This is a genomic window from Pseudomonas sp. Q1 (assembly GCF_009935975.1).
GTDB classification, from domain to species: Bacteria; Pseudomonadota; Gammaproteobacteria; order Pseudomonadales; family Pseudomonadaceae; genus Aquipseudomonas; species Aquipseudomonas palleroniana.
Window position 1 is genome coordinate 1 of the sequence record NZ_QODI01000010.1, and the last position, 24,889, is coordinate 24,889.

20 protein-coding genes are annotated in these 24,889 nt (G+C 61.2%); 9 read left to right on the forward strand and 11 right to left on the reverse strand.

All coding sequences use genetic code 11. From position 1 onward, the window contains the following. Positions 1-172: 172 nt before the first annotated feature. Complete coding sequence (gene lepB / locus DK870_RS16720) at positions 173-841, reverse strand: signal peptidase I (RefSeq protein ID WP_161549170.1); 669 nt, start codon at positions 839-841, stop codon at positions 173-175. A 142-nt stretch (positions 842-983) separates the two neighbouring features. Here lepB and DK870_RS16725 point away from each other — a divergent pair, with 142 nt between their 5' ends. Both DK870_RS16725 and DK870_RS16730 read left to right on the forward strand, forming a co-directional pair. Next, positions 984-1,547 carry a dihydrofolate reductase family protein gene (locus DK870_RS16725; protein ID WP_161549171.1) on the forward strand — a complete coding sequence of 188 codons (564 nt, stop codon included), beginning with the start codon at positions 984-986 and terminating at the stop codon, positions 1,545-1,547. 15 nt (positions 1,548-1,562) lie between these two features. Next, the gene (locus tag DK870_RS16730) at positions 1,563-2,261 is read left to right on the forward strand and encodes a peptidase E (RefSeq protein ID WP_161549172.1); all 699 of its coding nucleotides are present in this window, start codon (positions 1,563-1,565) and stop codon (positions 2,259-2,261) included. Positions 2,262-2,576: 315 nt separating this feature from the next. On the opposite strand, the gene cysS is transcribed toward DK870_RS16730, so the two are convergent. Both cysS and DK870_RS16740 read right to left on the reverse strand, forming a co-directional pair. Continuing rightward, on the reverse strand, positions 2,577-3,959 hold the full coding sequence (gene cysS / locus DK870_RS16735) for a cysteine--tRNA ligase (protein WP_161549173.1): 1,383 nt from the start codon (positions 3,957-3,959) through the stop codon (positions 2,577-2,579). A gap of 21 nt (positions 3,960-3,980) precedes the next feature. After that, complete coding sequence (locus DK870_RS16740) at positions 3,981-5,681, reverse strand: glutamine--tRNA ligase/YqeY domain fusion protein (RefSeq protein ID WP_161549174.1); 1,701 nt, start codon at positions 5,679-5,681, stop codon at positions 3,981-3,983. Positions 5,682-5,940: 259 nt separating this feature from the next. Between DK870_RS16740 and DK870_RS16745 the strand changes: the two genes are divergently transcribed. Together DK870_RS16745 and lpxH are read left to right on the forward strand one after the other, a co-directional pair. Then, positions 5,941-6,444, forward strand: coding sequence for a peptidylprolyl isomerase (locus DK870_RS16745; RefSeq protein WP_090370172.1), 504 nt, complete (start codon positions 5,941-5,943; stop codon positions 6,442-6,444). Then, positions 6,441-7,190: a UDP-2,3-diacylglucosamine diphosphatase gene (lpxH, locus tag DK870_RS16750; protein ID WP_161549175.1), complete on the forward strand. Its 750-nt coding sequence runs from the start codon at positions 6,441-6,443 to the stop codon at positions 7,188-7,190. Before DK870_RS16745 ends, lpxH begins: the two co-directional genes overlap by 4 nt. 153 nt (positions 7,191-7,343) lie before the next feature. On the opposite strand, the gene DK870_RS16755 is transcribed toward lpxH, so the two are convergent. From DK870_RS16755 to DK870_RS16785, 7 genes are all read right to left on the reverse strand, one after another. Next, positions 7,344-8,873, reverse strand: coding sequence for a DHA2 family efflux MFS transporter permease subunit (locus DK870_RS16755; RefSeq protein WP_104994171.1), 1,530 nt, complete (start codon positions 8,871-8,873; stop codon positions 7,344-7,346). Next, complete coding sequence (locus DK870_RS16760; protein WP_060756713.1) at positions 8,873-10,072, reverse strand: efflux RND transporter periplasmic adaptor subunit; 1,200 nt, start codon at positions 10,070-10,072, stop codon at positions 8,873-8,875. Before DK870_RS16760 ends, DK870_RS16755 begins: the two co-directional genes overlap by 1 nt. A gap of 15 nt (positions 10,073-10,087) precedes the next feature. Then, positions 10,088-11,539, reverse strand: a complete 1,452-nt coding sequence (locus DK870_RS16765) for an efflux transporter outer membrane subunit (RefSeq protein WP_161549176.1) — start codon at positions 11,537-11,539, stop codon at positions 10,088-10,090. Beyond that, the gene (locus tag DK870_RS16770) at positions 11,536-12,009 is read right to left on the reverse strand and encodes a MarR family winged helix-turn-helix transcriptional regulator (RefSeq protein WP_060756715.1); all 474 of its coding nucleotides are present in this window, start codon (positions 12,007-12,009) and stop codon (positions 11,536-11,538) included. Before DK870_RS16770 ends, DK870_RS16765 begins: the two co-directional genes overlap by 4 nt. Positions 12,010-12,233: 224 nt before the next feature. Further along, complete coding sequence (locus DK870_RS16775) at positions 12,234-15,905, reverse strand: translocation/assembly module TamB domain-containing protein (RefSeq protein ID WP_161549177.1); 3,672 nt, start codon at positions 15,903-15,905, stop codon at positions 12,234-12,236. After that, positions 15,905-17,632, reverse strand: coding sequence for an autotransporter assembly complex family protein (locus tag DK870_RS16780; protein WP_161549178.1), 1,728 nt, complete (start codon positions 17,630-17,632; stop codon positions 15,905-15,907). Before DK870_RS16780 ends, DK870_RS16775 begins: the two co-directional genes overlap by 1 nt. A gap of 64 nt (positions 17,633-17,696) precedes the next feature. Beyond that, a complete protein-coding gene (locus DK870_RS16785; RefSeq protein WP_161549179.1) occupies positions 17,697-18,338 on the reverse strand; it encodes an N-acetyltransferase in 642 nt (213 codons plus the stop codon). A 167-nt stretch (positions 18,339-18,505) separates the two neighbouring features. Between DK870_RS16785 and xthA the strand changes: the two genes are divergently transcribed. Together xthA and DK870_RS16795 are read left to right on the forward strand one after the other, a co-directional pair. Continuing rightward, a complete protein-coding gene (gene xthA / locus DK870_RS16790) occupies positions 18,506-19,318 on the forward strand; it encodes an exodeoxyribonuclease III (RefSeq protein WP_060756719.1) in 813 nt (270 codons plus the stop codon). A 202-nt stretch (positions 19,319-19,520) separates the two neighbouring features. Then, positions 19,521-20,852: a phosphate ABC transporter substrate-binding/OmpA family protein gene (locus tag DK870_RS16795; RefSeq protein ID WP_161549180.1), complete on the forward strand. Its 1,332-nt coding sequence runs from the start codon at positions 19,521-19,523 to the stop codon at positions 20,850-20,852. 140 nt (positions 20,853-20,992) lie between these two features. Here the strand turns inward: DK870_RS16795 and DK870_RS16800 are convergent, their stop codons facing one another. Continuing rightward, positions 20,993-22,222, reverse strand: a complete 1,230-nt coding sequence (locus tag DK870_RS16800; protein ID WP_090370155.1) for an acyl-CoA dehydrogenase — start codon at positions 22,220-22,222, stop codon at positions 20,993-20,995. A gap of 166 nt (positions 22,223-22,388) precedes the next feature. Between DK870_RS16800 and DK870_RS16805 the strand changes: the two genes are divergently transcribed. The 3 genes from DK870_RS16805 to DK870_RS16815 all read left to right on the forward strand — a co-directional run bounded on the left by DK870_RS16805 (position 22,389) and on the right by DK870_RS16815 (position 24,694). Beyond that, positions 22,389-23,324, forward strand: a complete 936-nt coding sequence (locus DK870_RS16805) for a LysR family transcriptional regulator (protein WP_090370153.1) — start codon at positions 22,389-22,391, stop codon at positions 23,322-23,324. Between the two features lie 61 nt (positions 23,325-23,385). Further along, positions 23,386-23,778 (forward strand): MerR family DNA-binding transcriptional regulator, encoded by a 393-nt coding sequence (locus tag DK870_RS16810; protein ID WP_060756723.1) that lies wholly within the window; start codon positions 23,386-23,388, stop codon positions 23,776-23,778. Positions 23,779-23,794: 16 nt separating this feature from the next. Further along, positions 23,795-24,694, forward strand: a complete 900-nt coding sequence (locus tag DK870_RS16815) for a hydroxymethylglutaryl-CoA lyase (RefSeq protein WP_161549181.1) — start codon at positions 23,795-23,797, stop codon at positions 24,692-24,694. The last annotated feature ends 195 nt before the right edge of the window (positions 24,695-24,889 follow it).

Genomic DNA, 24,889 nt, shown 5'->3' on the forward strand with positions numbered 1-24,889 from the left:
GCCCCAAATCCAGTCACCGCGATCTTCCTGAAACACCACGGCGTCCTTGTTGGGGCGGCTGCGCCACCCAGCGCGGGTGCAAGCCCGCTCACTACAGAGTCTGGTCGCGGCAGGTTCTGTTAACTGACATTAGGGCAGGCCCCCTCCCACATTTGGACTCGCGTGAATCCGATTACAAAATCGCTGCGCCAAACCGGCTAACGCGTGGCATCCAGTGATCCAGGATCTCGGCTGAGGCCACGATATGATGCGCTCGCCCGATCAGCAGCCGGCGTGGCACAAAGCCGATATACCGGGAGTCATCGCTGTTATCGCGGTTGTCGCCGAGCATGAAATAGCTGTCGGCAGGCACCACCACCGGGCCGAAATTGCGCAACGCCCGCACGGTCGGCATGAACTGGACAGTGCGCTGACGGTTGGCCGCCAGCTCGTTCAGCTTGATCCCCGGCACCGTATGGCCGGCAATGATGGGCTCGCTGATGTCCTGCGCATCACTGTAGGTGGCAGGCACGCCGTTGACCCACAACACCTCATCTTTCATTTCCAGGGTGTCACCGGGTATACCGACGATGCGCTTGATCAGGCGCATGCCATCCTTGGGCGACGAAAACGTGACCACATCGCCACGCTGGGGGTTATCAAGCTTGGCCAGGGAAATATCCGTCAGCGGCACCTTGAGGTCATACGCCACGCGATTGACCAGCACCACATCCCCCTCCAGCAACGTGGGGCGCATGGAGCCTGACGGAATGGGGTTCCAATCGGCCAGGGATGTACGGAAAATCCCGAAGCACAGCCAGAAAATGATTGCGTAACGGTAACGGCCCAACCAACGTCGCATACATCCTCGCAATACAGAAAGGGGCATTGGCACCCGCCAGACACCCAGATGATTTTTGGCTACGCTCGCTTGTTACACATCAGGATTAACTGACCATTAGCACTTGCGCTCAAGGTCAATGACACAAAAGGAAAGCGGCCCCATGGATATCAAATGCTCTGTCTTTATCGCAGCCAGCATCGACGGGTTTATCGCACGACCCGATGGCGATATCGAGTGGCTTCTTCGGCCGGAGTATGAACGTGCTGTCTTGAACGGCATGACGTTTGAAAGCTATATCGCCACCGTTGATGCACTGGTGATGGGCCGCAAAACCCTGGAGAAAGTGGCGTCCTTCGCCGAGTGGCTTTATGAAGGCACGCCGGTCATAGCCCTTTCGCACCGTCCGCTGGCGCTGCCTGCCCATCTGGAAGGCAAGGTCGAAGTCATGGCCGCCGACCCGCCTGCGGTGGTGGCCCAGCTAGCCGAACGCGGCATGAAGCATTTGTATATCGATGGAGGCCAGACGATCCAGGCATTTCTGGAAGCGGGCCTGATCGACGAGCTGATCATCACGCGTATCCCGGTTTTGCTGGGGCAAGGCATTGCGCTGTTCAGCCAGGTTGGCCGTGAGCATGAGCTTCATCACGTCAGCACGCATGTGTCGGACAATGGGTTTGTGCAGAGTCGGTATCAAGTGACGACAGACTCTCGCGCCGTGCAATAGGAACTGGAGGTCAGGGTGACTCAACACATTATTGTCATTGGCGGCGAGTCCGCAGAAGACATGACCCGCATGACACGCATTGACGAACACATCGTCGCATCATCAGGCAAAACGCACCCTAATATTCTCTATATCTCGACAGCCAACGGCGATGACCGAGTCAAGATCTGCGACTTCACCGCTAAATATGAGAGCGCTGGCTGCTCCGTTAGCAGCTTGACGGTATTCATTCCGCCGTTTCCCGATGCGGGCCATGTTTCATCTTTGTTTGAACAGGCCGACATCATTTACGTGGCGGGTGGTAATACACGTGCCATGCTGGCGGTCTGGCGCGAATTTGGTGTCACGGCCTTACTGAAAAACGCCTGGGAAAACGGCAAAATCCTCAGTGGCGTCAGCGCCGGTGCGATTTGCTGGTTTGACTATGGGCACTCGGATTCAGGCGGAAGGTTTGCGCTGGTTGACGGTATGGGCTTGTTGCCGGGCGCATTGTGCCCGCATTTCAGTTCAGAGGCTGGAAGGGAAGCCTCGTTTGTCGAGCTGGTTCAGCACGAGCATATTCAGCCTGCCTACGCGCTCGACGATGGCGTGGCCCTACATTTCAAAAATGGCAAATGCCACCAGGTCATCCAGAACAGCGCAGCAGGGCTCGCTTACGAGATGACTACGCAAGCACCCTATCCAATACCTTTGTCACACCGTTCGGAAAGATAAATGCCAACGGCATCAACACAAGGAAATTTCCGATAGCGTTTTAGGGGGGCGCTCGGAAGATGGCGGCCTAATCTCCGGTGGAGCCCGTTCACAGCTAAATCTGAAATCGAAGAATTCGCAAAGTGGGCACGGTAAAAATGTGGGAGCGGGCTTGCTCGCGAATACGGCGTGTCAGCCACTGCGATTGTGACTGGAAGAATGCATTCGCGAGCAAGCCCGCTCCCACAGTGGATCGAGTGGGCCGTTGAAACGGTGTGCAAAAAAACGCCCCGAACCAGTCGGGGCGTTTTTCATTCAGCGTGCAGCAAACAATGGTCAGTCAGCCAACCGCCACGTCGTCCCACCCTTCCCGTCTTCCAATACCACACCCATCGCGGTCAGTTGGTCACGGATACGGTCGGATTCCGCCCAGTCCTTGTTGGTACGCGCGGTCAGACGCGCCTGGATCAGCGCATCCACTTCAGCGGCGTCCACACGCCCTTCAGCGCCGGCTTGCAGGAACTCCTCAGGCTTCATTTGCAGAACCCCGAGCACACTCGCCAGCTCTTTCAAGCGCGCCGCCAGGCCCGCCGCTGCGTCGAGATCGCTCTCGCGCAGACGGTTGATCTCGCGCACCATCTCGAACAGCACCGCGCAGGCTTCCGGGGTGCCGAAGTCGTCGTTCATAACTTCGGTGAAGCGGGCCACGAAGGCTTCGCCGCCCGCTGGAGCGACTGCCGGCAAGCCCTTCAACGCATGGTAGAAACGTTCCAGGGCGCCCTTGGCGTCCTTGAGGTTGTCTTCCGAGTAGTTGATCGCACTGCGGTAGTGGCTCGACACCAGCAGGTACCGCACCACTTCCGGGTGATACTTCTCGAGCACGTCGCGGATGGTGAAGAAGTTGTTCAAGGACTTGGACATCTTCTCGCCATTGATGCGGATCATGCCGCAGTGCATCCAGGCATTGGCGTAGGTCTTGCCGGTGGCGGCTTCGCTCTGGGCGATTTCGTTTTCGTGGTGCGGGAACTCGAGGTCGCTGCCGCCGCCATGAATGTCGAAGGTCTCGCCCAGGCACCAGGTGGACATCACCGAGCATTCGATGTGCCAGCCCGGACGCCCGGCGCCCCATGGCGATTCCCAGCTAGGCTCGCCCGGCTTGGTGGCTTTCCACAGCACGAAGTCGAGCGGATCTTGCTTGGCTTCGTCGACTTCGATGCGGGCGCCGATGCGCAGGTCTTCGATCTTTTTGCGCGACAGCTTGCCGTAGCCCATGAACTTGGCGACGCGATAGTACACGTCACCATTGCCCGGGGCGTAGGCGTAGCCCTTGTCGATCAGGGTCTGGATCATCGCGTGCATGCCAGGGATGTGGTCCGTGGCACGCGGTTCCATGTCCGGCTTGAGGATGTTGAGGCGTGCCTCATCCTCATGCATGGCGGCAATCATGCGCTCGGTCAGCGCGTCGAACGACTCGCCGTTTTCGTTGGCACGGTTGATGATCTTGTCGTCGATGTCGGTGATGTTGCGCACATAGGTCAGGTCATAACCGCTGAAACGCAGCCAGCGGGTGACCAGGTCGAAGGCAACCATGCTGCGGCCATGGCCAATGTGGCAGTAGTCGTACACGGTCATGCCGCACACGTACATGCGCACCTTGTTGCCATCCAGCGGCTTGAAGACTTCTTTGGTCTTGCTGAGTGTGTTGTAGATCGTTAGCACATCGGCTTCCTTAAGACTTGATCACTGGCCCCACGAATCACGCAAGGTCACGGTACGGTTGAAGACCGGAGCGCCTGGTTTCGAGTCCTTGATATCCGCACAGAAGTAGCCTTCGCGCTCGAACTGGAAACGGTCTTCCGGCCGTGCTTCGCCCAACGAGGGTTCGGCACGACAACCAGTGAGTACTTGCAGGGAGTCAGGGTTGATGTTGTCGAGGAAGCTCGCGCTGTCTTCGGCCTTTTCAGGGTTCGGCGATCGGAACAGACGATCGTACAGGCGCACTTCGCACTCGATGCTGGCTGCGGCCGGCACCCAGTGGATCACGCCCTTGACCTTGCGGCCTTCAGGGTTCTTGCCCAGGGTGTCCGGGTCGTACGAGCAGCGCAGCTCGACGATGTTGCCCTCGGCGTCCTTGATCGCTTCGTCGGCACGGATCACATAGCTGCCACGCAGGCGCACTTCGCCGTTCGGCTCCAGGCGCTTGTAGCCCTTTGGCGGCTCTTCCATGAAGTCATCGCGGTCGATGTAGATTTCACGGGCGAACGGCAGCTTGCGCACGCCGAGTTCTTCTTTCTGCGGATGACGCGGCAGCTCGAGGTTCTCGACCTTATCTTCCGGGTAGTTGGTGATCACGACTTTCAACGGGCGCAGCACGCACATGGCGCGCGGGGCGTTGGCGTCCAGGTCCTGGCGGATGCTGAATTCGAGCATGCCGAAGTCGACCACGCCGTCGGAACGGTTGGTGCCGACCATATCGCAGAAGTTGCGGATCGAAGCTGGCGTGTAGCCACGGCGACGGAAACCCGACAGCGTGGACATGCGCGGGTCGTCCCAGCCGTGCACGTGCTTTTCATCAACCAGTTGCTTGAGCTTGCGCTTGCTGGTGATGGTGTAGTTCAGGTTCAGGCGGCTGAACTCGTACTGCCGCGGCTGTGCCGGCACCGGCAGGTGGCTCAGGAACCATTCGTACAGCGGGCGATGGCTTTCGAACTCCAGGGTGCAGATGGAGTGGGTGATGCCTTCGATGGCGTCCGACTGACCGTGGGTGAAGTCGTAGTTCGGGTAGATGCACCACTTGTCACCGGTCTGGTGGTGGTGGGCATGGCGGATGCGATACATGATCGGGTCGCGCAGGTTCATGTTCGGCGAGGCCATGTCGATCTTGGCGCGCAGCACACGGGCACCGTCGGGGAACTCACCGGCGCGCATGCGGGCGAACCAGTCCAGGTTCTCTTCCACCGAACGGTCGCGGAACGGGCTGTTCTTGCCAGGTTCGGTCAGGCTGCCACGGTACTCCTTGGCCTGCTCCGGGGTCAGGTCATCGACGTAGGCCTTGCCGGCCTTGATCAGCTCGACGGCCCAGTCGTGCAACTGGTCGAAGTATTGCGAGGCATAGCGCACTTCACCGGACCATTCGAAACCCAGCCACTTCACGTCACTTTCGATGGCGTCGATGTATTCCTGGTCTTCCTTGGCCGGGTTGGTGTCGTCGAAACGCAGGTGCGTGACGCCACCGAACTCCTGGGCCAGGCCGAAGTTCACACAGATCGACTTGGCGTGACCGATGTGCAGGTAGCCGTTGGGCTCTGGCGGGAAGCGGGTGACGATCTGCGTGTGCTTGCCCGAATCCAGGTCCGCCTGGATGATCGGGCGCAGGAAATTGACCGGGACGGCAGGTCCGGCCTTGGAATTCGAGGTAGGGTCGACAGTGGGCTTGCTCATAGGATCCTTGAACAGACAGGTACGTGGCCGGTGGGGGCCAGATAAAACAAAGCGGTTATCATAGCTGATGCTGTCAAGCCGCTGACAGGGTACGACCGAAAACTGCAGCTTTAATTGCTGTTTTAATGACGGACGCGGTAAAAAACTACCTCGAAATTCCTGCCAGGCACGCTAAACTGCGCGCCTTGGCTGCCATTGAGCCAAACCGGTCACGGCGCCCAGGCGTCCAACCCACGAATTCCTTGAAAGAGACACGACCATGACCCAAGTCAAACTGACCACCAACCACGGTGACATCGTCATCGAGCTGAACGCCGAGAAAGCGCCGATCACCGTCGCCAACTTCATCGAATACGTTAAGGCCGGTCACTACGAAAATACGGTTTTCCACCGTGTGATCGGTAACTTCATGATCCAGGGCGGTGGTTTCGAACCCGGCATGAAAGAAAAGAAAGACAAGCGCCCAAGCATCCAGAACGAAGCGGACAACGGCCTTTCCAACGACAAGTACACCGTCGCCATGGCCCGTACCATGGAGCCGCATTCGGCCTCCGCGCAGTTTTTCATCAACGTGGCCGACAACGCTTTCCTGAACCACAGCGGCAAGAACGTGCAGGGTTGGGGTTACGCGGTATTCGGTAAAGTCACCGAAGGCACCGACGTTGTCGACAAGATCAAAAGCGTGCAGACCACCGGTAAAGCCGGTCACCAGGACGTACCGGTAGAAGACGTGATCGTCGAGAAAGCCGAGATCGTTGGGTGATATTACTGATTTCAGATTTGCATCTGGAAGAGGAACGCCCGGACATTACCCGGGCGTTTCTGGATCTGCTCCAAGGCCGCGCCCGTGGCGCCCAGGCGTTGTACATTCTGGGGGACTTCTTTGAAGCCTGGATTGGCGACGACGGCATGACCCCCTTCCAGCGCTCCATCTGCGAGGCTCTGCGCGAGCTGAGCGACAGCGGCACCCCGATTTTCCTCATGCACGGCAATCGCGACTTCCTGATCGGCAAGCGGTTCTGCAAAGCGGCAGGCGCCACCCTGCTCAAGGACCCGAGTGTCGTGCAGTTCTACGGCGAGCCGGTGCTCTTGATGCACGGCGACAGCCTCTGCACCCGCGACGTCGGCTATATGAAGCTGCGGCGCATCCTGCGTAACCCGATTGTGCTGTTTATCCTGCGCCACCTGCCCCTGGGCACCCGGCACAAGCTGGCGCGCAAGCTGCGCAGCGAAAGCCGTGCGCAGACGCGCATGAAGGCCAACGACATTGTCGATGTCACCCCCGAAGAAGTGCCGCGCATCATGCAGCAGTTCGGCGTACGCACCCTGGTCCACGGCCATACCCACCGCCCCGCCATTCATAAACTGCAGATCGGCGACCAGGCGGCCAAGCGCATTGTGCTGGGGGATTGGGATAAGCAAGGGTGGGCATTGCAGGTGGATGAGCAAGGCTTTCAGCTGGCGGCGTTTGATTTCATCAATCCGCAGTTGGCGCTGCCTGGCGCCTGAACCCCAGACATCGCTGCTCCAATGTGAACAAAGATTCAAATGTGGGAGGGGGCTTGCTCCCGATAGCAGTGTGTCAGCCAAGAATTACTTGGCTGAACCACCGCTATCGGGAGCAAGCCCCCTCCCACATTTTTGACCGCGTGTACCCCGGGATCAGTGGCCGGAAGCCGCAGGCCCCGCTTTGGCGGTGAACGGCGGCTTGGCCAGCCACACCAGCAGCATCAACGCCATGAACATCCAGCCCAGCAACGTGAAGTAATCCACGGTGGACATCATGTACGCCTGGCTGGTGAGGATCTGGTCCAGCTGGGTGTAAGCCTTCTGCCCTGCCCCGCCCAATGCATTCAGGGCGTCACGGGTGGCCGAGTCATAGGTGGTCATGTTCTCGCTCATATACGCATGGTGCTGGTCCGCCCGGCGAATCCAGATCCAGGTGGTCAGCGATGCGGCGAAGCTACCGCCCAGGGTACGCAGGAACGTCGCCAGCCCGGCGCCGTCGGCAATCTGGTGCGGCGGCAGGTCGGACATCAGGATGCTCAAGGTCGGCATAAAGAACAGCGCCACGCCGATACCCATGAACAACTGCACCAGGGCAACGTGCTGGAAGTCCACTTCATTGGTGAAACCGGCGCGCATGAAGCAACTCAAGCCGATCGCCAGGAACGCCAGGCCCGCCAGCAGGCGCAGGTCGAACTTGTGCGCGTACTTGCCCACGAAGGGCGACATCAGCACCGGCAAAATCCCGATTGGCGCCACCGCCAGGCCGGCCCAGGTGGCGGTGTAGCCCATCTGGGTCTGCAACCATTGCGGCAGGATCAGGTTGATGCCGAAGAAACCCGCATAGCCCAGGATCAACACGATGGTGCCGATACGGAAGTTGCGGTAGGCGAACAGCCGCAGGTTGACCACCGGGTGCTTGTCGGTCATTTCCCAGATCACGAACACCGCCAGGGCAATCGCCGAGATCACGGCGCCCATGATGATGAAGTTGGATTCGAACCAATCCAGGTCGTTGCCCTTGTCGAGGATGATCTGCAAGGCGCCCACACCGACGATCAGGCTCAACAGCCCGACATAGTCCATCGGCTGATAGCTGGTGACCACCGGGCGTTTCTTCAGCTGCGCACGTACCACCATTACCGCAAAGATGCCGATGGGCACGTTGATAAAGAAGATCCACGGCCAGCTGTAGCTGTCGGTGATCCAGCCGCCGAGGATAGGCCCGGCGATCGGCGCCACCACCGTGACCATCGCCAGCAACGCCAGGGCCATCCCCCGTCTCGCCGGCGGATACACCGCGATCAGCAACGTCTGGGTCATCGGGTACAGCGGCCCCGCCACCAAGCCTTGCAGCACGCGAAAACCGATCAGCTCGGGCATCGAAGTGGATACACCACACATGAACGAGGCCAGCACAAACAGGATGGTCGCCCATAAAAACAGCTTCACCTCACCGAAGCGCCGGCTCAACCAGCCGGTGAGCGGCAAGGCAATCGCGTTGCTCACCGCAAACGAGGTAATGACCCAGGTGCCCTGCTCCGAACTCACGCCGAGGTTGCCGGAAATGGTCGGCAACGCCACGTTGGCGATGGTGGTGTCGAGCACCTGCATAAAGGTCGCCAGCGACAGGCCAATAGTGGCCATCACCAGGCTGGGTGGCGTGAAGGAGGCGTTATTGCTCATCAGCGTTGCACAGCCTTGGGTGCGGCGATGCTGTTGTCATGGATCAACTGGGTGATCATGGCGTCGGCTTCGGCCAGTTGGCGGTCATACACATTGGTGGTGAACGAGGCCTTTTGCGGCGCCTGTTGCGCCAGCACCGGGCCGCTCTGGTCGTGCAGGTCCACATTGACCAGGGTGCTCAAGCCGACCCGCAGCGGGTTCTTGGCCAACTCGTCGGCGTTGATGTGGATGCGCACCGGTACCCGCTGGACGATCTTGATCCAGTTACCAGTGGCGTTCTGCGCCGGTAGCAGGGCAAATGCGCTGCCGGTGCCGGCGCCGAGGCTGTCGACGGTGCCGCTGAATTTCACGTCGCTGCCGTAGATGTCCGCTTCGATGTCCACCGGCTGGCCGATGCGCATGTTGCGCAGCTGGGTTTCCTTGAAGTTGGCGTCGATCCACAGCTGGTCGAGCGGGATCACGGCCATCAGGGCGGTGCCCGGCTGCACGCGCTGGCCCAGTTGCACGGTGCGCTTGGCCACGTAACCGGTGACCGGCGCAATCAAGGTGCTGCGGGCGTTGGTCAGGTAGGCCTGGCGCAGTTGCGCGGCGGCGGCTTGTACGTCGGGGTGCGAACTGATCACGGTGTCATCCACCAGCGCGTTGCTGGTCTTGAGTTGCTGCTCAAGGTTGGTCAGGGCGTTCTTCGCGGCGGTCAGGCTGTCACGGGCGTGGGACAGTTCTTCCTGGGAGATCGCGCCGCCCTGGGCCAGGGTCTTACGGCGGTTGTAGTTATCCTGGGCGGTCTGCACATCGGCTTTCTGCGCATTGACCTGCGCTTTCATACCATCGACATTGCTGTACAAGCCGCGCACCTGGCGCACGGTGCGCGCCAGGTTGGCCTGGGCACTTTGCAGGCCGACGGCGGCGTCATTCGGGTCGAAGTTGACCAGCACCTGGCCTTCGTGGACCAGGTCGCCATCGTCGGCACCGATGCTGACCACAGTGCCGGTGACCAACGGAGTGATTTCCACCACGTTGCCGTTCACATAGGCGTCGTCGGTACTTTCGCTGAAGCGGCCGTAGAACTCATACCAGCCCCACACGCCCACGGCGCCGAGGATGACGATCAGCGCCAGGAGCAGCAGCATCACCTTGCGTTTGCGCGGGTTGCTGTCGTTGGTGGGTTCGTTTGCGTTGTTGCTGTCGGCAGTGGCCATGACAAATACCTCCAATTATTCCGTGCGTGTGGCTGGGGTGGTTGCGGCCACGTTATTGGCGTTGAACCCGCCACCCAGGGCCTGCATCAATTGAATCGACAAATCGATCTGTGCCGCATTCAGGGTCGCCAGCTGACGCTGGGCCTGCAGCAATTGCTGCTCGATGCTGAGCACGTCCAGGTAGCTACCGATCCCGGAGCTGTAGCGCTGCATACCGGTATCAAAGGACTGCCTGGCAATCTCCGCAGCGTGTTGCTGGGCCTGGATCTGCCGTCCGGTGTCGCGTAGCTGGGACAGGGTGGTGCCGATATCGCCCAAGGCTTGCACCAGGGTTTTGTTGTACTGGGCAACGGCCAGGTCGTAATCGGCGTCGCGGGCATCCAGGTCGGCACGCAGGCGCCCGCCATCGAAGATCGGCAACGAGATCGTCGGCGCAATGCTGAAGAACCGGCTGGCCGAGCCGAACATCGCATCCCCCAGCAACGACTCGGCCCCGGCGCTCGCGCTCAGGTTGAGGTTGGGGTAAAAGCGGGTTTTGCTCGCGTCGATATTTTTGCTCGCAGCCTCCACACGCCAGCGCGCGGCGATCAGGTCCGGGCGACGGCCCAGCAGCTCGGCCGGCAGCACGGACGGCACGGCCACGGCGCTGGCTTTCAATACGTTCGGGCGGGCCAGTTCGTTGCCACGATCGGGCCCTTTGCCGAGCAATACGGCAAGCGCGATCTTGGCGCTCTGCAGTTGTTTTTCCGCATCGATCAGTTGCGATTCGGAGCTGGCTTCCAGGCTTTCGGTCTGTTGGAACTGGTACTCACTGTCGATGCCCGAACTCAGGCGGCGCTTGCTCAGGTCGAGCATCTGGCGCGTGCGCTTGAGGTCGTCATTGGCCAGGTCACGCACGATATGCGCCTGGCCCAGGTCGCTGTAAGCCTTGGCCACGTTGGCGGCCAGGGTCAGGCGCGCGGCCTGCTGGTCGACTTCGGCGGCACGGGCCTGGCCCAACGCGGCTTCCCAGGCGGCGCGCTGGCCACCCCAGAGATCGAAGTTGTAGTTGAAGCCGGCACTGATGTTACGCACCGTGGCGTAGGCATCGCCCTGCCCTCGCGGGTCCTGGTCCTTGGCCAACCGCGAGCGGCTGATACCGGCGCTGGCATCCAGGGTCGGCATGCGTGCGGCGTCGGCGGCAAAGGCAGCCGCTTGGGCCTGGTGCGCACGGGCGCTGGCCACTTGCATGTCCGGGCTGTTTTGCAGGGCCTCGCGAATCAGGCCGTCGAGTTGCGGGTCGCCCAGGCTTTTCCACCAATCGGCGGTCGGCCAGGCGGCCGTCGACAGGGTCACGCCACTGAGGGATTTGCCGGTTTGCAGGGTGTTGGCGTCGAGGCGTTTGCCTTGAGTGTCGAGGCCGCTGTAGTTGGCGCAACCGGCCAGGGTCATCGCCACCAGCAGCAGGCTGAGTGTGCGCGTGTTCATTGATCACCTACCCGCTGGATGACGATGGCGTCACCCGCAGCTATCAGGATTTTCTTGAGGATGCGTTCCAGGGTTTGCAACTCGCCAGGCTCCAGGGCTCCGGCCAGTTCGTTCATCGACTGGGCGCCGATGTACGGCAACATGTCCGCCAGGCGCTGACCGTCCTCGGTAAGCACCAGTTGCACCTGGCGCCGGTCGTGCTCGGAACGCTTGCGCGCGAGCAGGCCCTTCTGTTCCAGACGGTCGAGCATCCGGGTCATGGAGCCGCTGTCCAGGGACAGGTTGCGGCACAGCTCGGCCGGGGTGTCGACGTCGAATTGGGCAATGATGATCAACACCTTGAACTGCGCGGCGGTCACACCGTGGGGTTCCATATGGGTGTCGATGATGCGGTCTTTGAGCAGTGCGGCTCGGCCCAGCAGGAGGCCGAGGTGGCAGTTACGGAAACTGTCAGGGGTGAAGTGGGCCATCGGAAGTCACCTTATTACTGCCTAGGCAGTGAATGTATGACAAGATGTTACTGCTTAGGCAGCGAATGTCAAATGGAATTATTAGCTTGCTTGCTAATGTGGGAGGGGGCTTGCTCCCGATAGCGGTGTGTCAGTCACAGACAAGCTGGCTGATATACCGCTATCGGGAGCAAGCCCCCTCCCACAATCAAGCCTCCCCGCACTATTTTTTGTGCGAGTAGGACCTAGAAATCCCGCTTGTAGAAAATATCCAGCGAACTGGCCACGCCACTGGCCACTTCCAGATACACCTTCTTGCTGAGCAGATAGCGCAGCGCAATGGTATTGGCCGGCTCGAACACCCCAACCCCATAACGCAGGCTGAGTTTCTCGGTGATCTTGCCGCTGGCCACTACCGCCGTGGTGTTGCCGCTGCCCTGAGTGTCGAGTTCGAAGTCCTGGATGCCCAGGTTCTTGGCGATGTCCGAAGTCACCCCGGCACTGCCCATCAGCCCCAGGCCCAATGCGGCTTGGGCGAGCATGTTGTTGTCTTCGCCGGTGGTGCTCAGCGGACGCCCCAGCACCAGGTAGGACAGTGCCTGCTCCTGGCTCATGGCCGGCTCCGAGAAGATCTGCGTGGTCGGCTGTTCGGCGCTGCCGCTCAGACGGATACCGGCAGTGACGTCGCCGGTCTTGCGCACGGCTTCGATGTCCAGATACGGCTGGTCGAGCGGCCCGGCAAACAACAGCCGGGCACGCCGCACATCGAGTTTTTGCCCGTAAGCGCGGTAGCGACCGTCGTTGAGCCACAGCTCGCCGCGGGTGTCCATGTTGTCGCCGATATGCACCTGGCCCTGCACCTTGGCGGTCAGGCCGAAGCCTGCGAAGTTGAGCTGGTCTTCGCCCACCACCACGTCGATATCCATGGCCATCGCCATCGGCGGCTTGCCCTCCTCGGTCTGGCTGCCGACGATGATCGTGTCATCCGAGACCTTGACGGTCGACGGCGGCAGTTCACGCACGGTGATATCGCCGCGCGGGATGTGCACCTTGCCAGCAATGGCCAGCTTGTCGCCCTTGAGGCTGATCTTCAGGTCGGGCGCCACTTCCAGCACGGCGTAAGGCTCCACCGTCACCGGCAGTTGCGAACCTTGCAGGCTGAGGTCGACCGCCAGGGCCTGGCCCCAACCGATCTGGCCCTTGAGGCTGCCCTGCCCGGCCTTGCCGCTGCGCCAGCCACCATTGAGCTGCACATTCTCGCCGGCGATCAGCGCCTGTACATTCAGGCCCTCCAGGCTCACCGGCAATTGCGCCCCGGAAATCTCGCCGCCCACCAGGTTCACGCTGCCGTTGACCTGCGGCGCGAGCAGGCCACCGGAGATGCGGCCGCTGCCATTGAGCTTGCCGTTGAGTTTTTCCACCATCGGCACAAAGGGCCGCGCCACGGCGAGGTCCAGGCCGGTCAGGCTGAAATTGCCGGTCATCGGCTTGTTCTTCGGCAACGGATTGATCTGCGCCTGCACCAGCAGCTCTCCGAGCCTGCCGCCGCGGAAGTTGAGTTGGGTGTCGATGCGGTCAGGTTTGAGGGTGCTTTCCAGCTTCAGGGTCTCGTAGGGAAAGTCCAGCCACTGGGCCTTGTCCTTGACGCGCAAGGTGCCGCCACTGGCGTCCACCGCGACCACGCCCTTGGGGCCGCTGGCGGGCAGGTCGAGCTGCAGGTCGGCGTTGAGCTTGCCCTGCCAGGCAAAGTCTTTGGGCAAGAAGGCCGCCAGGCTGTCGATGGGGAACTGCTTGAGGTGGTAGCGCAATTTGGGTTCGGGCATCAGACGCTGATCCTCACCACACAGGCTGGCCGCACCGGACACCCAACAATGTGCAGCGAAGGTCAGCTTGCCGTCCGCCAGCCGCTCGATCTTCGCCGGGGCCTGCAGGTTCCAGTCCTGGCCACCGGCTTGTACCTCGCCACTGGCCAGGCGCCCGCGCCAGTTGCCCTTGTCGAGATTGCCGTCCAGGGCCAGAGCCAGCTTGACCGGCGGGCCGGCCAGGTCCAACTGGACTTTCTGGCTCTTGATGTCGCCCTGGGCGCTGGCAGTCAGGGTGCCGACCTGGGTTTCGCCGGCCTGAATGCCGCTGCCCTTGAGGTCGAGCCTGGCGCGCTGGGCGCTGTCGAGCGTGGCGTCGAGGCTCAGGCTCTGCAGGCGATTATCGGCGAATGCCAATTGCTGGCCTTTTAGATCAAGCTTGCCTTGCGGCGCCTTCAGGCTGCCGGCGACATCCACCCGGCCATTGATCTGCCCGCGCAGCTGTGGCCACAACTGGGCCAGACGCGCCAGCTTGATATCGATCTGCCCTGCCAGACGCTGCTGCAAGCTGCCACTGCCGTTGATGCGATTGTCGCCCAGGCGGATATCCAGGTTGGCCAGGGTCCATTGCTCGCCCGCCCCTTCGGCCTTGGCGGCCAGCACGGCGGTTTGCCCACGCAGACGGCCCTTGAGGTCGAGGTCGGCGTTGAGCTTGAGCTGTTCATTCTTGAACTCACCCTTGCTGCGCAGTGGGCCGGCCAGGGTGCCCGGCAATTCGGCGACCCAATACGCCGGGTTCAACGCCGACAGGTCCAACGCTGTGTCCCAGGCGATGCCGTCGGCAAATTGCAGGTTCAGGTGGCCCTCGGCCTTGCCTTGGCCGGCGCTCAGTTTCAACTCCGGCAGGAAGACCTGCTTGAGGTCGCCACTGAACGGCGTGACCACATTGAATTTGCCGGCGGGGCCGTCGAGGTCGGCCTTGAGGTTGCCGAGGTAGTTGCCGTCTTTGTAGGAAACTTCACCATTAAAGGTACGCAATACCACCTGCGGCTCGTCGATCAGTGGGTAGAGGCGATGCCAGGGGAAATCCCGCCAGTCGATCCTGGCGTCGGCGCTGAAGCCTTGTTGCCAGTCCAGGTTGGCGTTGAGCTTGAGGCTTTGCTGGTCGCCGGCAGTCAGGTCGAGCCCGGCGATCTGCGCGCCCTTGGCGTCGACCTTGCCTTGCAGCAGCAAGTCCACCGGCCCTTTTTCCGCCGGCAACAGCGCTTTGCCCAGCAGTTGGTAACCGTTGTGCAAATCACCTTGGGCGGTGAGGTCCAGTTGATTGAGTTGCAGGGTGTCGGGCAGGTCGGCGCTGGCTTTGAAGCCATCAGCGGTGAGGTGCAGTTGCGCGGGAAGGTTCTCCACCAGGGGCTGCAGTTCGCCGCTGAGCTTGGCCGGCAGGTAGCCGCTGCTGTCGGCGTCGAGCTTGAGGGTCTTGAGCAAGTCGCCATCGACCTTGAGGGCCACCTTCCACGGCGCGCCGCCCGGGGCATAGGGCAAGCTCAGGTTGCCGGTGGCGGTCAGCGGCCAATCGCCCACAGGTTGCAACAGGCCATTGAGGTCCAGCACCAGCCCATCGCGCTGCAGGTGCACCGAGTCGATCTGCAGACCCGCCGCCGTCCAGTGCGCGGCCAATTGCAGGCCCTTGAGCTCTTCGCTGCCATTGAATAACAGCCTACCGACGCGAACTTCGCCCAACTGGATGGCAACCGGCAATTTCAACTCAGGCAATTGGACCGGCCCGCTGCTGTCTTCCGTACTGGGCGCAAAGTGCAGGTTGACCTGTTCCACGTCCAACTGATTGATGCACACCGTCATGCGCAACAGGCAGGCCGGTGACCAATCGAATTTCGGCGCATCAAGCTCGACGCGGCTGGTGCCCTGCTGCCAAAGGAGGTGATCGGCGCTCCATTGGCCACCTAAATGCCCCTGGAAGTTCTCGACGCTCAAACCCGGCACCTGGCCCAACGCCCAACGGCTGCCCGCCTGGGTGCCAAGCAGCGCCCATAACCCCACAAACGCTAAAGCGAGGAGCGCCACCACGGCCAGCCCCGCTATTTTCAAACCACGCATCACAGCTCAGGCCCCATGGAAAAGTGCAGTCGAATGCCGCCCGGATCTTCGAGGGCATGGGCCAGGTCGAGGCGGATCGGCCCCACCGGCGAGACCCAGCGGATACCCACGCCGACACCGGTTTTCAGGCTGGGCATGTCCAGGGTGTTAAACGAGTTGCCCTGGTCGATAAAGGTCGCGATCCGCCATTTCTCGGCGATGGAGTATTGATACTCGGCGCTCAGGGCCACCATGTAGCGGCCGCCGATACGGTCACCACGGTCGTTCTCCGGCGACAGGGTCTGGTACTCGTAGCCGCGTACGCTCTGGTCACCCCCGGCAAAGAAGCGCAGCGAGGGCGGCACGGATTTGTAGCCGTTGGTGGCACTGCCGCCGAACTGTGCACGGCCCAGGAAGCGATGGTTGTCCCACAGCGTGGTCAGGCCCTTGATGGTCGCCGTGCCGTAAAGCAGGTTGGTGTCGGAACCGAGCCCTTCCTTGGCGACCTTGGTGTCGAACATCAAGCGGTAGCCGTTGTGCGGGTCGATACGGTTGTCGCTGCGCAGGTAGGAATAACTGATCCCCGGCATCACCAGGTTACTCAAGCCGGAATCATTGCCCAGGCGATATTCTTCACGCTGGTACTTGAGCGAGATGATCCGGGTCCAGCCACTGGGCAACTTGCTGTGCCATTCGGGACCGACCGTGAGCAATTTACTCAAGGTGTCGGTGCCGGCGAGTTCTTCGTTCTGGTAGCCGCCGGCAAAGCGCAGCTTGTCGGTCAGCGGCGGGTCCAGCGGCACGTCGTACCACAGCCCGACGTTCTGGCGCGGCGCCGATAATTCGGCTTCCCAGCCGTAGCTATGGCCTTGGGGGTTGACCCAGTGGCGGGTCCAGTTGGCCTTGCCGCGCGGGCCGACGTCGGTCGAGTAGCCCAGGCCCAGGCCCATGGTGCGCGGCTTGCGGGTTTCCAACTGCACCGCCACCGGGATCACATCGTCGGTGGCGGCAGCGGGTGCGGCGTCCACGCGCACGCCTTCGAAGAACCCGCTCGCTTGCAGGTTCTGATTGAGTTCGGCGATCAATTCGGAATCGTAGGGGGTGCCGCTTTTGAACGGCACCATGCGTTGCAGCAGGTCGGCATCGAACGGCGTGTCGCCGGTGAAGTTGACCTTGCCCATGGTGTAGCGCTTGCCACTGTCATAAATGAGTTCGATATCGGCCACGCCCGCCTTGGGGTCCACCGACAGCTTCTGGCTGGTAAAACGCCCGCTGAAAAAGCCGTAGCGTGAGGCCTGGTTCTGGATCAGACGCTTGGCGTCTTCATAATGGCCGTGGTTGAGCACGGCGCCGGGCTTGAGGTCGTCACCGGCCGGCACGCGAAACGCCTTGAGGCTAGCCGCCTGGCCGTCGACCCGAATGGTCACGTTGCGCAAATGCACCGGTTCGCCGGGGTCGATGGTGAGGATCAGGCGCGGGTTTTTGCCGCCCTGTACATCACTGGCGATCTGCGGCTGATAGAAACCCAGAGCCTGCGCCGCTTTGCGCGCCTGCTCCTCGGCGCCACGGCTGAACCGCAGCAACGCTTCTTCATCACGATCGCCGACCCCGCCGATATAGCCTTCGATGTTGGCTTTCAACGCGTCGTTGGAGGGTTTGACACGCACGTCCAATTCGCTTTGCGCCAAAGCGCCGCAGCTTGTGAACAGCAGAACCAAGCCGCTGGTAAATCTTCCTGGAAACTTCATAGGCGCGGATGCTACACGAGCTAGGGAGACTGTTTGAACTCGGAATTGTCTGAATAATTCTGTCTTAACCCGTTGCAGCATGTAACGCCTGGGTATTGGGGTGAAAAAACACGTGCTCCAGGATCGGCCCTACGGCGACTTCACCGATTTCCTCATAGCCTTGGCGTTTGTAGAACTCAAGGTAGCGGGAGTTGCCGGTGTCGAGCACCACGCCCGACGAGTGTGGGTCTTCGGCACACCAGTTGTGCACCGCTTCCAGCAGTTGCTCGCCGTAGTGCTTGCCCTGGAATTGCGGATGAATGCCCAACAGCGGCAGCACATGCACCGCGTCCCCCGGCAGGCACGCCAACACCGCGTGATGGTATTCCAGGTAACGGCGCGTACCGCGCACGCCGGTGCTCAGCCACATGCGCAATTGCCAGGCCCAGCTCTCGGTGATCCCCAGGCGCCGTTGCGGTGGCGCGATCAAGGCAATGCCGATCAAGCGGTCATTCACCAATAGGCCGATGGCCGGCAAGTTCTGGAAGAAATGCTGCTTGACCAGCTCGCGCACCGTGGCCCGCACGCGCTGCTCGTAGCCCGGACGCTCGGCTTCGAAGATATAGGCGAAGGTCGGCTCATGACGATAGGCCTGGTACAGCAATGAGCGGGCTTCGCGGGAATATCCGCTGTCGAGCAGGTGAATCTGGGCAGTGGTGTCGGGCATACGTTCAATCTCCCTGGGCGCCATTGAAAGGTGGCGTTCTTATGGGTACGAACTTGTACGGCGCGAGTCGTTCCCAGACATTAGCAGTGCATCCACCCTACCGCCACGCTGGCCCCCGTCGGACTTGTCGGCTAGCATCGCCGTTTTGCCAGACTGGACTGCCGACCATGAAAATCGTCTCTTTCAATATCAACGGGCTGCGCGCCCGCCCTCATCAGTTGGCGGCGTTGATCGAGAAACACCAACCCGACGTGATCGGTCTGCAGGAAACCAAAGTCCACGATGACCAGTTCCCCTTGGCCGAAGTACAGGCTTTGGGCTATCACGTGTATTACCACGGGCAAAAAGGCCATTACGGCGTAGCGCTGCTTTCGCGCAAAGAGGCGCTAAGCGTGCACAAAGGCTTTGCCACGGATGAAGAGGACGCCCAGCGCCGTTTTATCTGGGGCACCTTCGCGGATGAAAACGGCCACCCGATCACCGTGATGAACGGCTACTTCCCCCAGGGCGAAAGCCGCGACCACCCGACCAAGTTCCCGGCCAAGCAGCGCTTCTATGCAGACCTGCAGCACCTGCTGGAAAGCCAGTTCAACAATGAGCAGGCTCTGGTGGTGATGGGCGACGTGAACATTTCCCCGGAAGACTGCGATATCGGCATCGGCGCCGACAACGCCAAGCGCTGGCTGAAAACCGGCAAGTGCAGTTTCCTGCCGGAAGAGCGCGAATGGATGGCGCGCCTGAAAAATTGGGGCCTGGTGGACAGCTTCCGGCACTTGAACCCGACGGTAGCCGACCGCTTCAGCTGGTTCGATTACCGCAGCCGCGGCTTTGAAGACGAGCCCAAGCGTGGCTTGCGCATTGATGTGATCCTGGCGTCCAACGGCTTGCTGGCGCGGGTCAAGGATGCCGGTGTGGATTACGAGTTGCGCGGTTTGGAAAAGCCGTCGGACCATGCACCGATCTGGCTTGAGTTGAGCTGATTCCCGGCTGAACCTGGTTGTTTCAGTGTGGGAGGGGGCTTGCTCCCGATAGCGAAGGGTCAGTCGGCAAATGTATCAACTGATCCACCGCTATCGGGAGCAAGCCCCCTCCCACATTTTGTCCCCCGGTGTGGCAGTCATATTGATGTCATCTGCCTGACTTATTCTGCCGGCACTCCCTTTGGCTAAAGAAGGTGCCGGCATGAGGCTGCGCGTTCTGTTCCTGCTGACCCTGTTCCCGCTCGTCGCGGTGGCCGCTGCCCTCCCCGTTCCCGACCAAGGCCCTGCGTTACGCATCCAGGGCTCCAACACGATTGGCGCGGCACTGGGGCCGGCGCTGGTCAAAGGGGTGATGGAGCATCAGGGGTTGCAGGGAATACACGGCGAACCCACCCCAGGCAGCAATGAACAGCGCTGGGTGGGCAAGACGCGCCAGGGCAAAACGGTAACCATCGAGGTCGCGGCCCACGGCTCCAGCACCGGGTTTACCGCACTGAACATGGCCAACGCCGACCTGGCGGCGTCTTCGCGCCCCATCAAGGACAGCGAGCTGGTAGACCTCGAGCCCCTGGGTGACCTGAAAAGCCCTGAAGCCGAACAAGTGATTGCCATCGATGGCCTGGCGATCATCCTCAACCCGCGCAACCCGCTCACCACCTTGAACACCGAGCAATTGGCGCAGATTTTCAACGGTGAGGTCAGTACCTGGGAGGCACTGGGCGGGATCGGTGGCGGCATCCATTTGTATGCGCGGGATGATCAGTCCGGCACCTATGACACGTTCAAGGAGCTGGTATTGAGCCGGCGTGGCAAGCCCCTGGCCACCAGTGCCCAGCGTTTCGAGTCCAGTGAGGCCTTGTCCGATGCGGTGAGCCACGATCCCCAAGGCATTGGCTTTATCGGCCTGCCCTATGTGCGCCAGGCCAAGGCCGTGGCGATTGTCGACGGCGACTCCCAACCCATGCTGCCGCTGGCCAGCCTGATTGCGACCGAGGACTACCCGTTGTCACGCCGGTTGTTCTTTTACCTGCCGCCGTCCAACCACAACCCTTGGGCCAAAGCCCTGGTGGACTTTACCCAGAGCGGCAAAGGCCAGGCGATCGTGGCGGCCAGTGGCTTTATTGCCCAGCACGTGCAGGCGATCAGTGTGGAGCCACGCCCATCGATGCCCGAGGACTATCAAGCCATCGCCCGCGACGCCCAGCGCTTGAGCGTGAACTTCCGCTTCGAGGAAGGCAGCGCCAGCCTGGACAACAAGGCGCGGCAGGATTTGCAGCGGGTGGTGGCGTACCTGAAAGGCCACGGCAAGCTCGACAAGCAGGTCACGTTGGTGGGGTTTGGCGATGTGAAGAATGATCCGCAGCGGGCGGCGTTGCTGTCCGAGCTGCGGGCGATGGCGGTACGCCGGGAACTGGTCAAGAGCGGCGTGGTGCTGCGTGATATCCGTGGGTTTGGTGCGCAGATGCCGGTGGCGGCGAATACGGCGGATGAGGGGCGGATCAAGAATCGGCGGGTGGAGGTTTGGGTGTACTGAGATCTGTGGGGGTTGTGTTGTTGATACTGGCCTCATCGGGAGCAAGCCCCCTCCCACACTTGATTGGATTCGCAAATTTCTATTTGTGAATACAGTCTAGTGTGGGAGGGGGCTTGCTCCCGATGGCAGGCGACGCAGTCCTACTGCCCGCTACGCATCAGTTCCCGCGGCACATACTTGCCGATCTCGAACTTGCCGATCGCCGCGCGGTGCACTTCGTCCGGGCCGTCGGCCAGGCGCAGGGTGCGTTGCATGGCGTACATGTAGGCCAACGGGAAGTCGTTGGACACGCCCGCGCCGCCATGGATCTGGATCGCCCGGTCGATGACCTTCAACGCTACGTTCGGCGCCACCACCTTGATCTGGGCAATTTCGCTTTTCGCCACTTTATTGCCGACAGTGTCCATCATGTACGCCGCTTTCAAGGTCAGCAGGCGCGCCATGTCGATTTCCATGCGCGAGTCGGCGATCTTGTCGATATTGCCGCCCAGACGAGCCAATGGCTTGCCGAATGCGGTACGGCTGACGGAGCGCTTGCACATCAGTTCCAGTGCGCGCTCGGCCATGCCGATCGAGCGCATGCAATGGTGGATACGGCCCGGGCCAAGGCGCCCCTGGGCAATCTCGAAGCCCCGGCCTTCGCCGAGCAGCACGTTTTCGTAGGGCACCCGCACATTCTCGAACAGCACTTCGGCGTGACCGTGGGGGGCATCGTCGTAGCCGAATACCGGCAGCGGGCGCAGGATTTTCACGCCGGGCGTATCCACCGGCACCAGGATCATCGAGTGCTGCTGGTGACGCGGCGCGTCCGGGTTGCTCAGGCCCATGAAGATCAGGATCTTGCAGCGCGGGTCACATGCGCCGGAGGTCCACCATTTTTTACCGTTGATCACCCATTCGTCGCCCTGGCGCTCGGCGCGGGCAGCCATGTTGGTGGCGTCTGAGGACGCCACGTCCGGTTCGGTCATGGCAAAGGCAGAGCGGATTTCGCCGCGCAGCAACGGTTCGAGCCAGCGCTGCTTCTGTTCTTCATTGGCATAACGCACCAGCACTTCCATGTTGCCGGTGTCGGGAGCCGAACAATTGAAGGGCTCCGGGCCGAGCAAGGAGCGCCCCATGATTTCGGCCAGCGGCGCATATTCAAGGTTGGTCAGGCCGGCGCCCAGTTCGGATTCCGGCAGGAACAGGTTCCACAAGCCCTCGGCTTTGGCCTTGGCCTTCAACTCTTCCATGATGGCAGTGGGCTGCCAGCGATCGCCTTCGCTGACCTGGCGTTCAAACACCGGCTCGGCCGGGTAGACATACGCATCCATGAAGGCGGTGACGCGCTCACGCAGTTCCTGAACCTTGGGCGAATAGGCAAAATCCATGGGCAGCTCCCTTCTTTGAGAGGTTGTTTAGGGCATGGAATTGATGCTAGAACAGCGCTGATAATTTACCTAGCCTATTCTCGGCGTGTATTAACATTCATCACCGATATATGATCAACGCATGAGCACCTGACAAATCGCCATCTAACAATAAGAGCGCAACGCAATGAATCTGAGCAAGGTCGACCTCAACCTGTTTATCGTTTTTGATGCGATCTATACCGAAGCCAACCTGACCCGCGCCGGGCAGATTGTCGGCATCACCCAGCCGGCGGTATCCAACGCACTGGCGCGTCTGCGCGAAACCTTCAACGACCCGCTGTTCGTGCGTACCGCCCAGGGCATGGTGCCCACGCCCATGGCGCAGAACATCATCGGCCCGGTGCGCAATGCCTTGTCGTTGCTGCGGGTGTCGGTACAGGAAAGCCGGATTTTCAACCCCCAGCAGGCGGCCAAGACCTACCGCATCAGCATGACCGACCTCACCGAAGCGGTGATTCTGCCCCTGCTGTTCCAGCGTCTGCGCCGCCTGGCGCCCACGGTAGCGATCGAGAGTTTCCTGTCCAAACGCCGCGAGACCACCAAAGAGCTGGCGGCCGGGCGCCTGGACTTTGCCGTGGATGCGCCGCTGAACACCGACCCACAGGTGCGCCACGTCAAGTTGATGGAAGACCGCTACGTGTGTGCGATGCGCAAAGGCCATCCACTGGCGGGCAAAGACAAGTTCACCCTGGATGACTACCTGGCACTGACCCATATTCACATCTCCAGCCGCCGCAACGGCCTGGGCCATGTCGACCTGGCGCTGGGCAAGATGGGCATCCAGCGCAAGATCGCCCTGCGCTCGCAGCATTACCTGATGGCCTCGCAGGTGTTGCAGCAGACCGACATGGTGATGACCGTGCCCGAACGCTTCGCCCGCCGCCACGAACTGCACTGGTTCAACCTGCCGGTCAACGACGTGCCGCCCGTGGAAACCCACTTGTACTGGCATGAGAGCACCGACCAGGACCCGGCCAACCGCTGGATGCGTGAGCAAATGATCGAGTTGTGCCAACAAGTCATGGCACAGGAAAAGAAGTTCGACAGCAAACCGGCTTGACCTTGACGTATACGTAAAGCTGACACTAGCCTAGCGCCCAAGCCATCCCTTGAGCGCCACCATGAGTACGACCTACAGCATCTCCGACCTCGCCCGCGAACTCGACATCACCACCCGCGCCATTCGCTTCTACGAAGAACAAGGCCTGCTGGCCCCGGAACGCCGGGGCCAGGAGCGCATCTACTCGGCGCGGGACAAGGTCAGCCTCAAGCTGATCCTGCGCGGCAAGCGCATCGGCTTCTCCCTGGCCGAGTGCCGCGAGTTGATCGAACTCTACGACCCCACCAGCGGCAACCACGTGCAACTCAACAGCATGCTGGCCAAGATCGCCGAACGGCGTGCGCAGCTTGAGCAACAGTTGCTGGATATCGAACAAATGAAGCTGGAACTGGACACCGCCGAAGAGCGCTGCACCCAGGCCCTGGCGCACACCATGAGCCAAGCCGGCCATTGATCAGAAGGTAACTGCCATGTCCCTCCCCTCGTATGTCCGCCTGGTCGAAGTCGGCCCACGCGACGGTCTGCAGAACGAAGCCCAGCCCATCAGCGTGGCCGACAAGGTCCAATTGGTGAACGCGCTCAGCGCGGCGGGCTTGAGCTATATCGAAGTCGGCAGTTTCGTTTCACCCAAATGGGTGCCGCAGATGGCCGGGTCGGCCGAGGTGTTTGCACAGATCCAGCGCAAACCTGGGGTGACCTACGGTGCCCTGGCGCCGAACCTGCGCGGTTTTGAAGATGCGCTGGCTGCGGGGGTGAAGGAAGTCGCGGTCTTTGCGGCGGCGTCGCAGGCGTTTTCACAACGCAATATCAACTGCTCCATCAGCGAAAGCCTGGAGCGCTTCGCGCCGATCATGGCCGCCGCCCGGCAGCATGGCGTCAGCGTACGCGGCTATGTGTCCTGTGTGCTGGGCTGCCCCTATGAGGGTGAAGTTGCACCAGAACAAGTGGCGGCTGTCGCGCGGGAGTTGTACGCCATGGGCTGTTATGAAGTGTCCCTGGGCGACACCATCGGCACCGGCACCGCAGGCGCCACGCGGCGCTTGTTCGAGGTGGTGGGCGCCCAAGTGCCGCGGGACAAGCTGGCGGGGCACTTTCACGACACCTATGGCCAGGCGATCGCCAATATCTACGCCAGCCTGCTGGAAGGGATCAGTGTGTTCGACAGCTCTATCGCGGGCCTCGGCGGCTGTCCTTATGCCAAGGGCGCCAGCGGTAACGTCGCCAGCGAAGATGTGCTGTACCTGCTCAACGGCTTGGGTATCGAGACCGGTATCGACCTGGACGCCTTGATACGTGCAGGCCAAAAGATCAGCGCGGTGCTGGGCCGCCCCACGGGCTCGCGGGTGGCCAAGGCGCGTAACGCCGTTTGAGTAGCGTGGTCGTGACAATGTGTTACCGCCTCGCTACTTAACGAGTAACACGGGAACATATTTTGTCTTATTTGCCGTAGGCCGTTGCCTACTAAAAAATCAAACCATTGATTTTAAAGGGTTTTAAAAAGTTGGCACGGCTTCTGCTATCTCTATGGCATAACAAGAATAAAAAGCGCCAAACCTAATAAAAAT

What these genes read in the sequence shown, in the direction of transcription:
- DK870_RS16725 (WP_161549171.1), top strand. Translation starts at nt 984, where the DNA reads ATGGATATCAAATGCTCTGTCTTTATCGCAGCCAGCATCGACGGGTTT.
- xthA (WP_060756719.1), top strand. Translation starts at nt 18,506, where the DNA reads ATGAAAATCGTCTCTTTCAATATCAACGGGCTGCGCGCCCGCCCTCAT.
- DK870_RS16765 (WP_161549176.1), bottom strand. Translation starts at nt 11,539, where the DNA reads ATGAACACGCGCACACTCAGCCTGCTGCTGGTGGCGATGACCCTGGCC.
- DK870_RS16770 (WP_060756715.1), bottom strand. Translation starts at nt 12,009, where the DNA reads ATGGCCCACTTCACCCCTGACAGTTTCCGTAACTGCCACCTCGGCCTC.
- DK870_RS16740 (WP_161549174.1), bottom strand. Translation starts at nt 5,681, where the DNA reads ATGAGCAAGCCCACTGTCGACCCTACCTCGAATTCCAAGGCCGGACCT.
- lepB (WP_161549170.1), bottom strand. Translation starts at nt 841, where the DNA reads ATGCGACGTTGGTTGGGCCGTTACCGTTACGCAATCATTTTCTGGCTG.
- DK870_RS16795 (WP_161549180.1), top strand. Translation starts at nt 19,521, where the DNA reads ATGAGGCTGCGCGTTCTGTTCCTGCTGACCCTGTTCCCGCTCGTCGCG.
- DK870_RS16760 (WP_060756713.1), bottom strand. Translation starts at nt 10,072, where the DNA reads ATGGCCACTGCCGACAGCAACAACGCAAACGAACCCACCAACGACAGC.
- DK870_RS16815 (WP_161549181.1), top strand. Translation starts at nt 23,795, where the DNA reads ATGTCCCTCCCCTCGTATGTCCGCCTGGTCGAAGTCGGCCCACGCGAC.
- DK870_RS16805 (WP_090370153.1), top strand. Translation starts at nt 22,389, where the DNA reads ATGAATCTGAGCAAGGTCGACCTCAACCTGTTTATCGTTTTTGATGCG.
- DK870_RS16775 (WP_161549177.1), bottom strand. Translation starts at nt 15,905, where the DNA reads ATGCGTGGTTTGAAAATAGCGGGGCTGGCCGTGGTGGCGCTCCTCGCT.
- DK870_RS16785 (WP_161549179.1), bottom strand. Translation starts at nt 18,338, where the DNA reads ATGCCCGACACCACTGCCCAGATTCACCTGCTCGACAGCGGATATTCC.
- DK870_RS16810 (WP_060756723.1), top strand. Translation starts at nt 23,386, where the DNA reads ATGAGTACGACCTACAGCATCTCCGACCTCGCCCGCGAACTCGACATC.
- DK870_RS16800 (WP_090370155.1), bottom strand. Translation starts at nt 22,222, where the DNA reads ATGGATTTTGCCTATTCGCCCAAGGTTCAGGAACTGCGTGAGCGCGTC.
- DK870_RS16755 (WP_104994171.1), bottom strand. Translation starts at nt 8,873, where the DNA reads ATGAGCAATAACGCCTCCTTCACGCCACCCAGCCTGGTGATGGCCACT.
- DK870_RS16745 (WP_090370172.1), top strand. Translation starts at nt 5,941, where the DNA reads ATGACCCAAGTCAAACTGACCACCAACCACGGTGACATCGTCATCGAG.
- DK870_RS16780 (WP_161549178.1), bottom strand. Translation starts at nt 17,632, where the DNA reads ATGAAGTTTCCAGGAAGATTTACCAGCGGCTTGGTTCTGCTGTTCACA.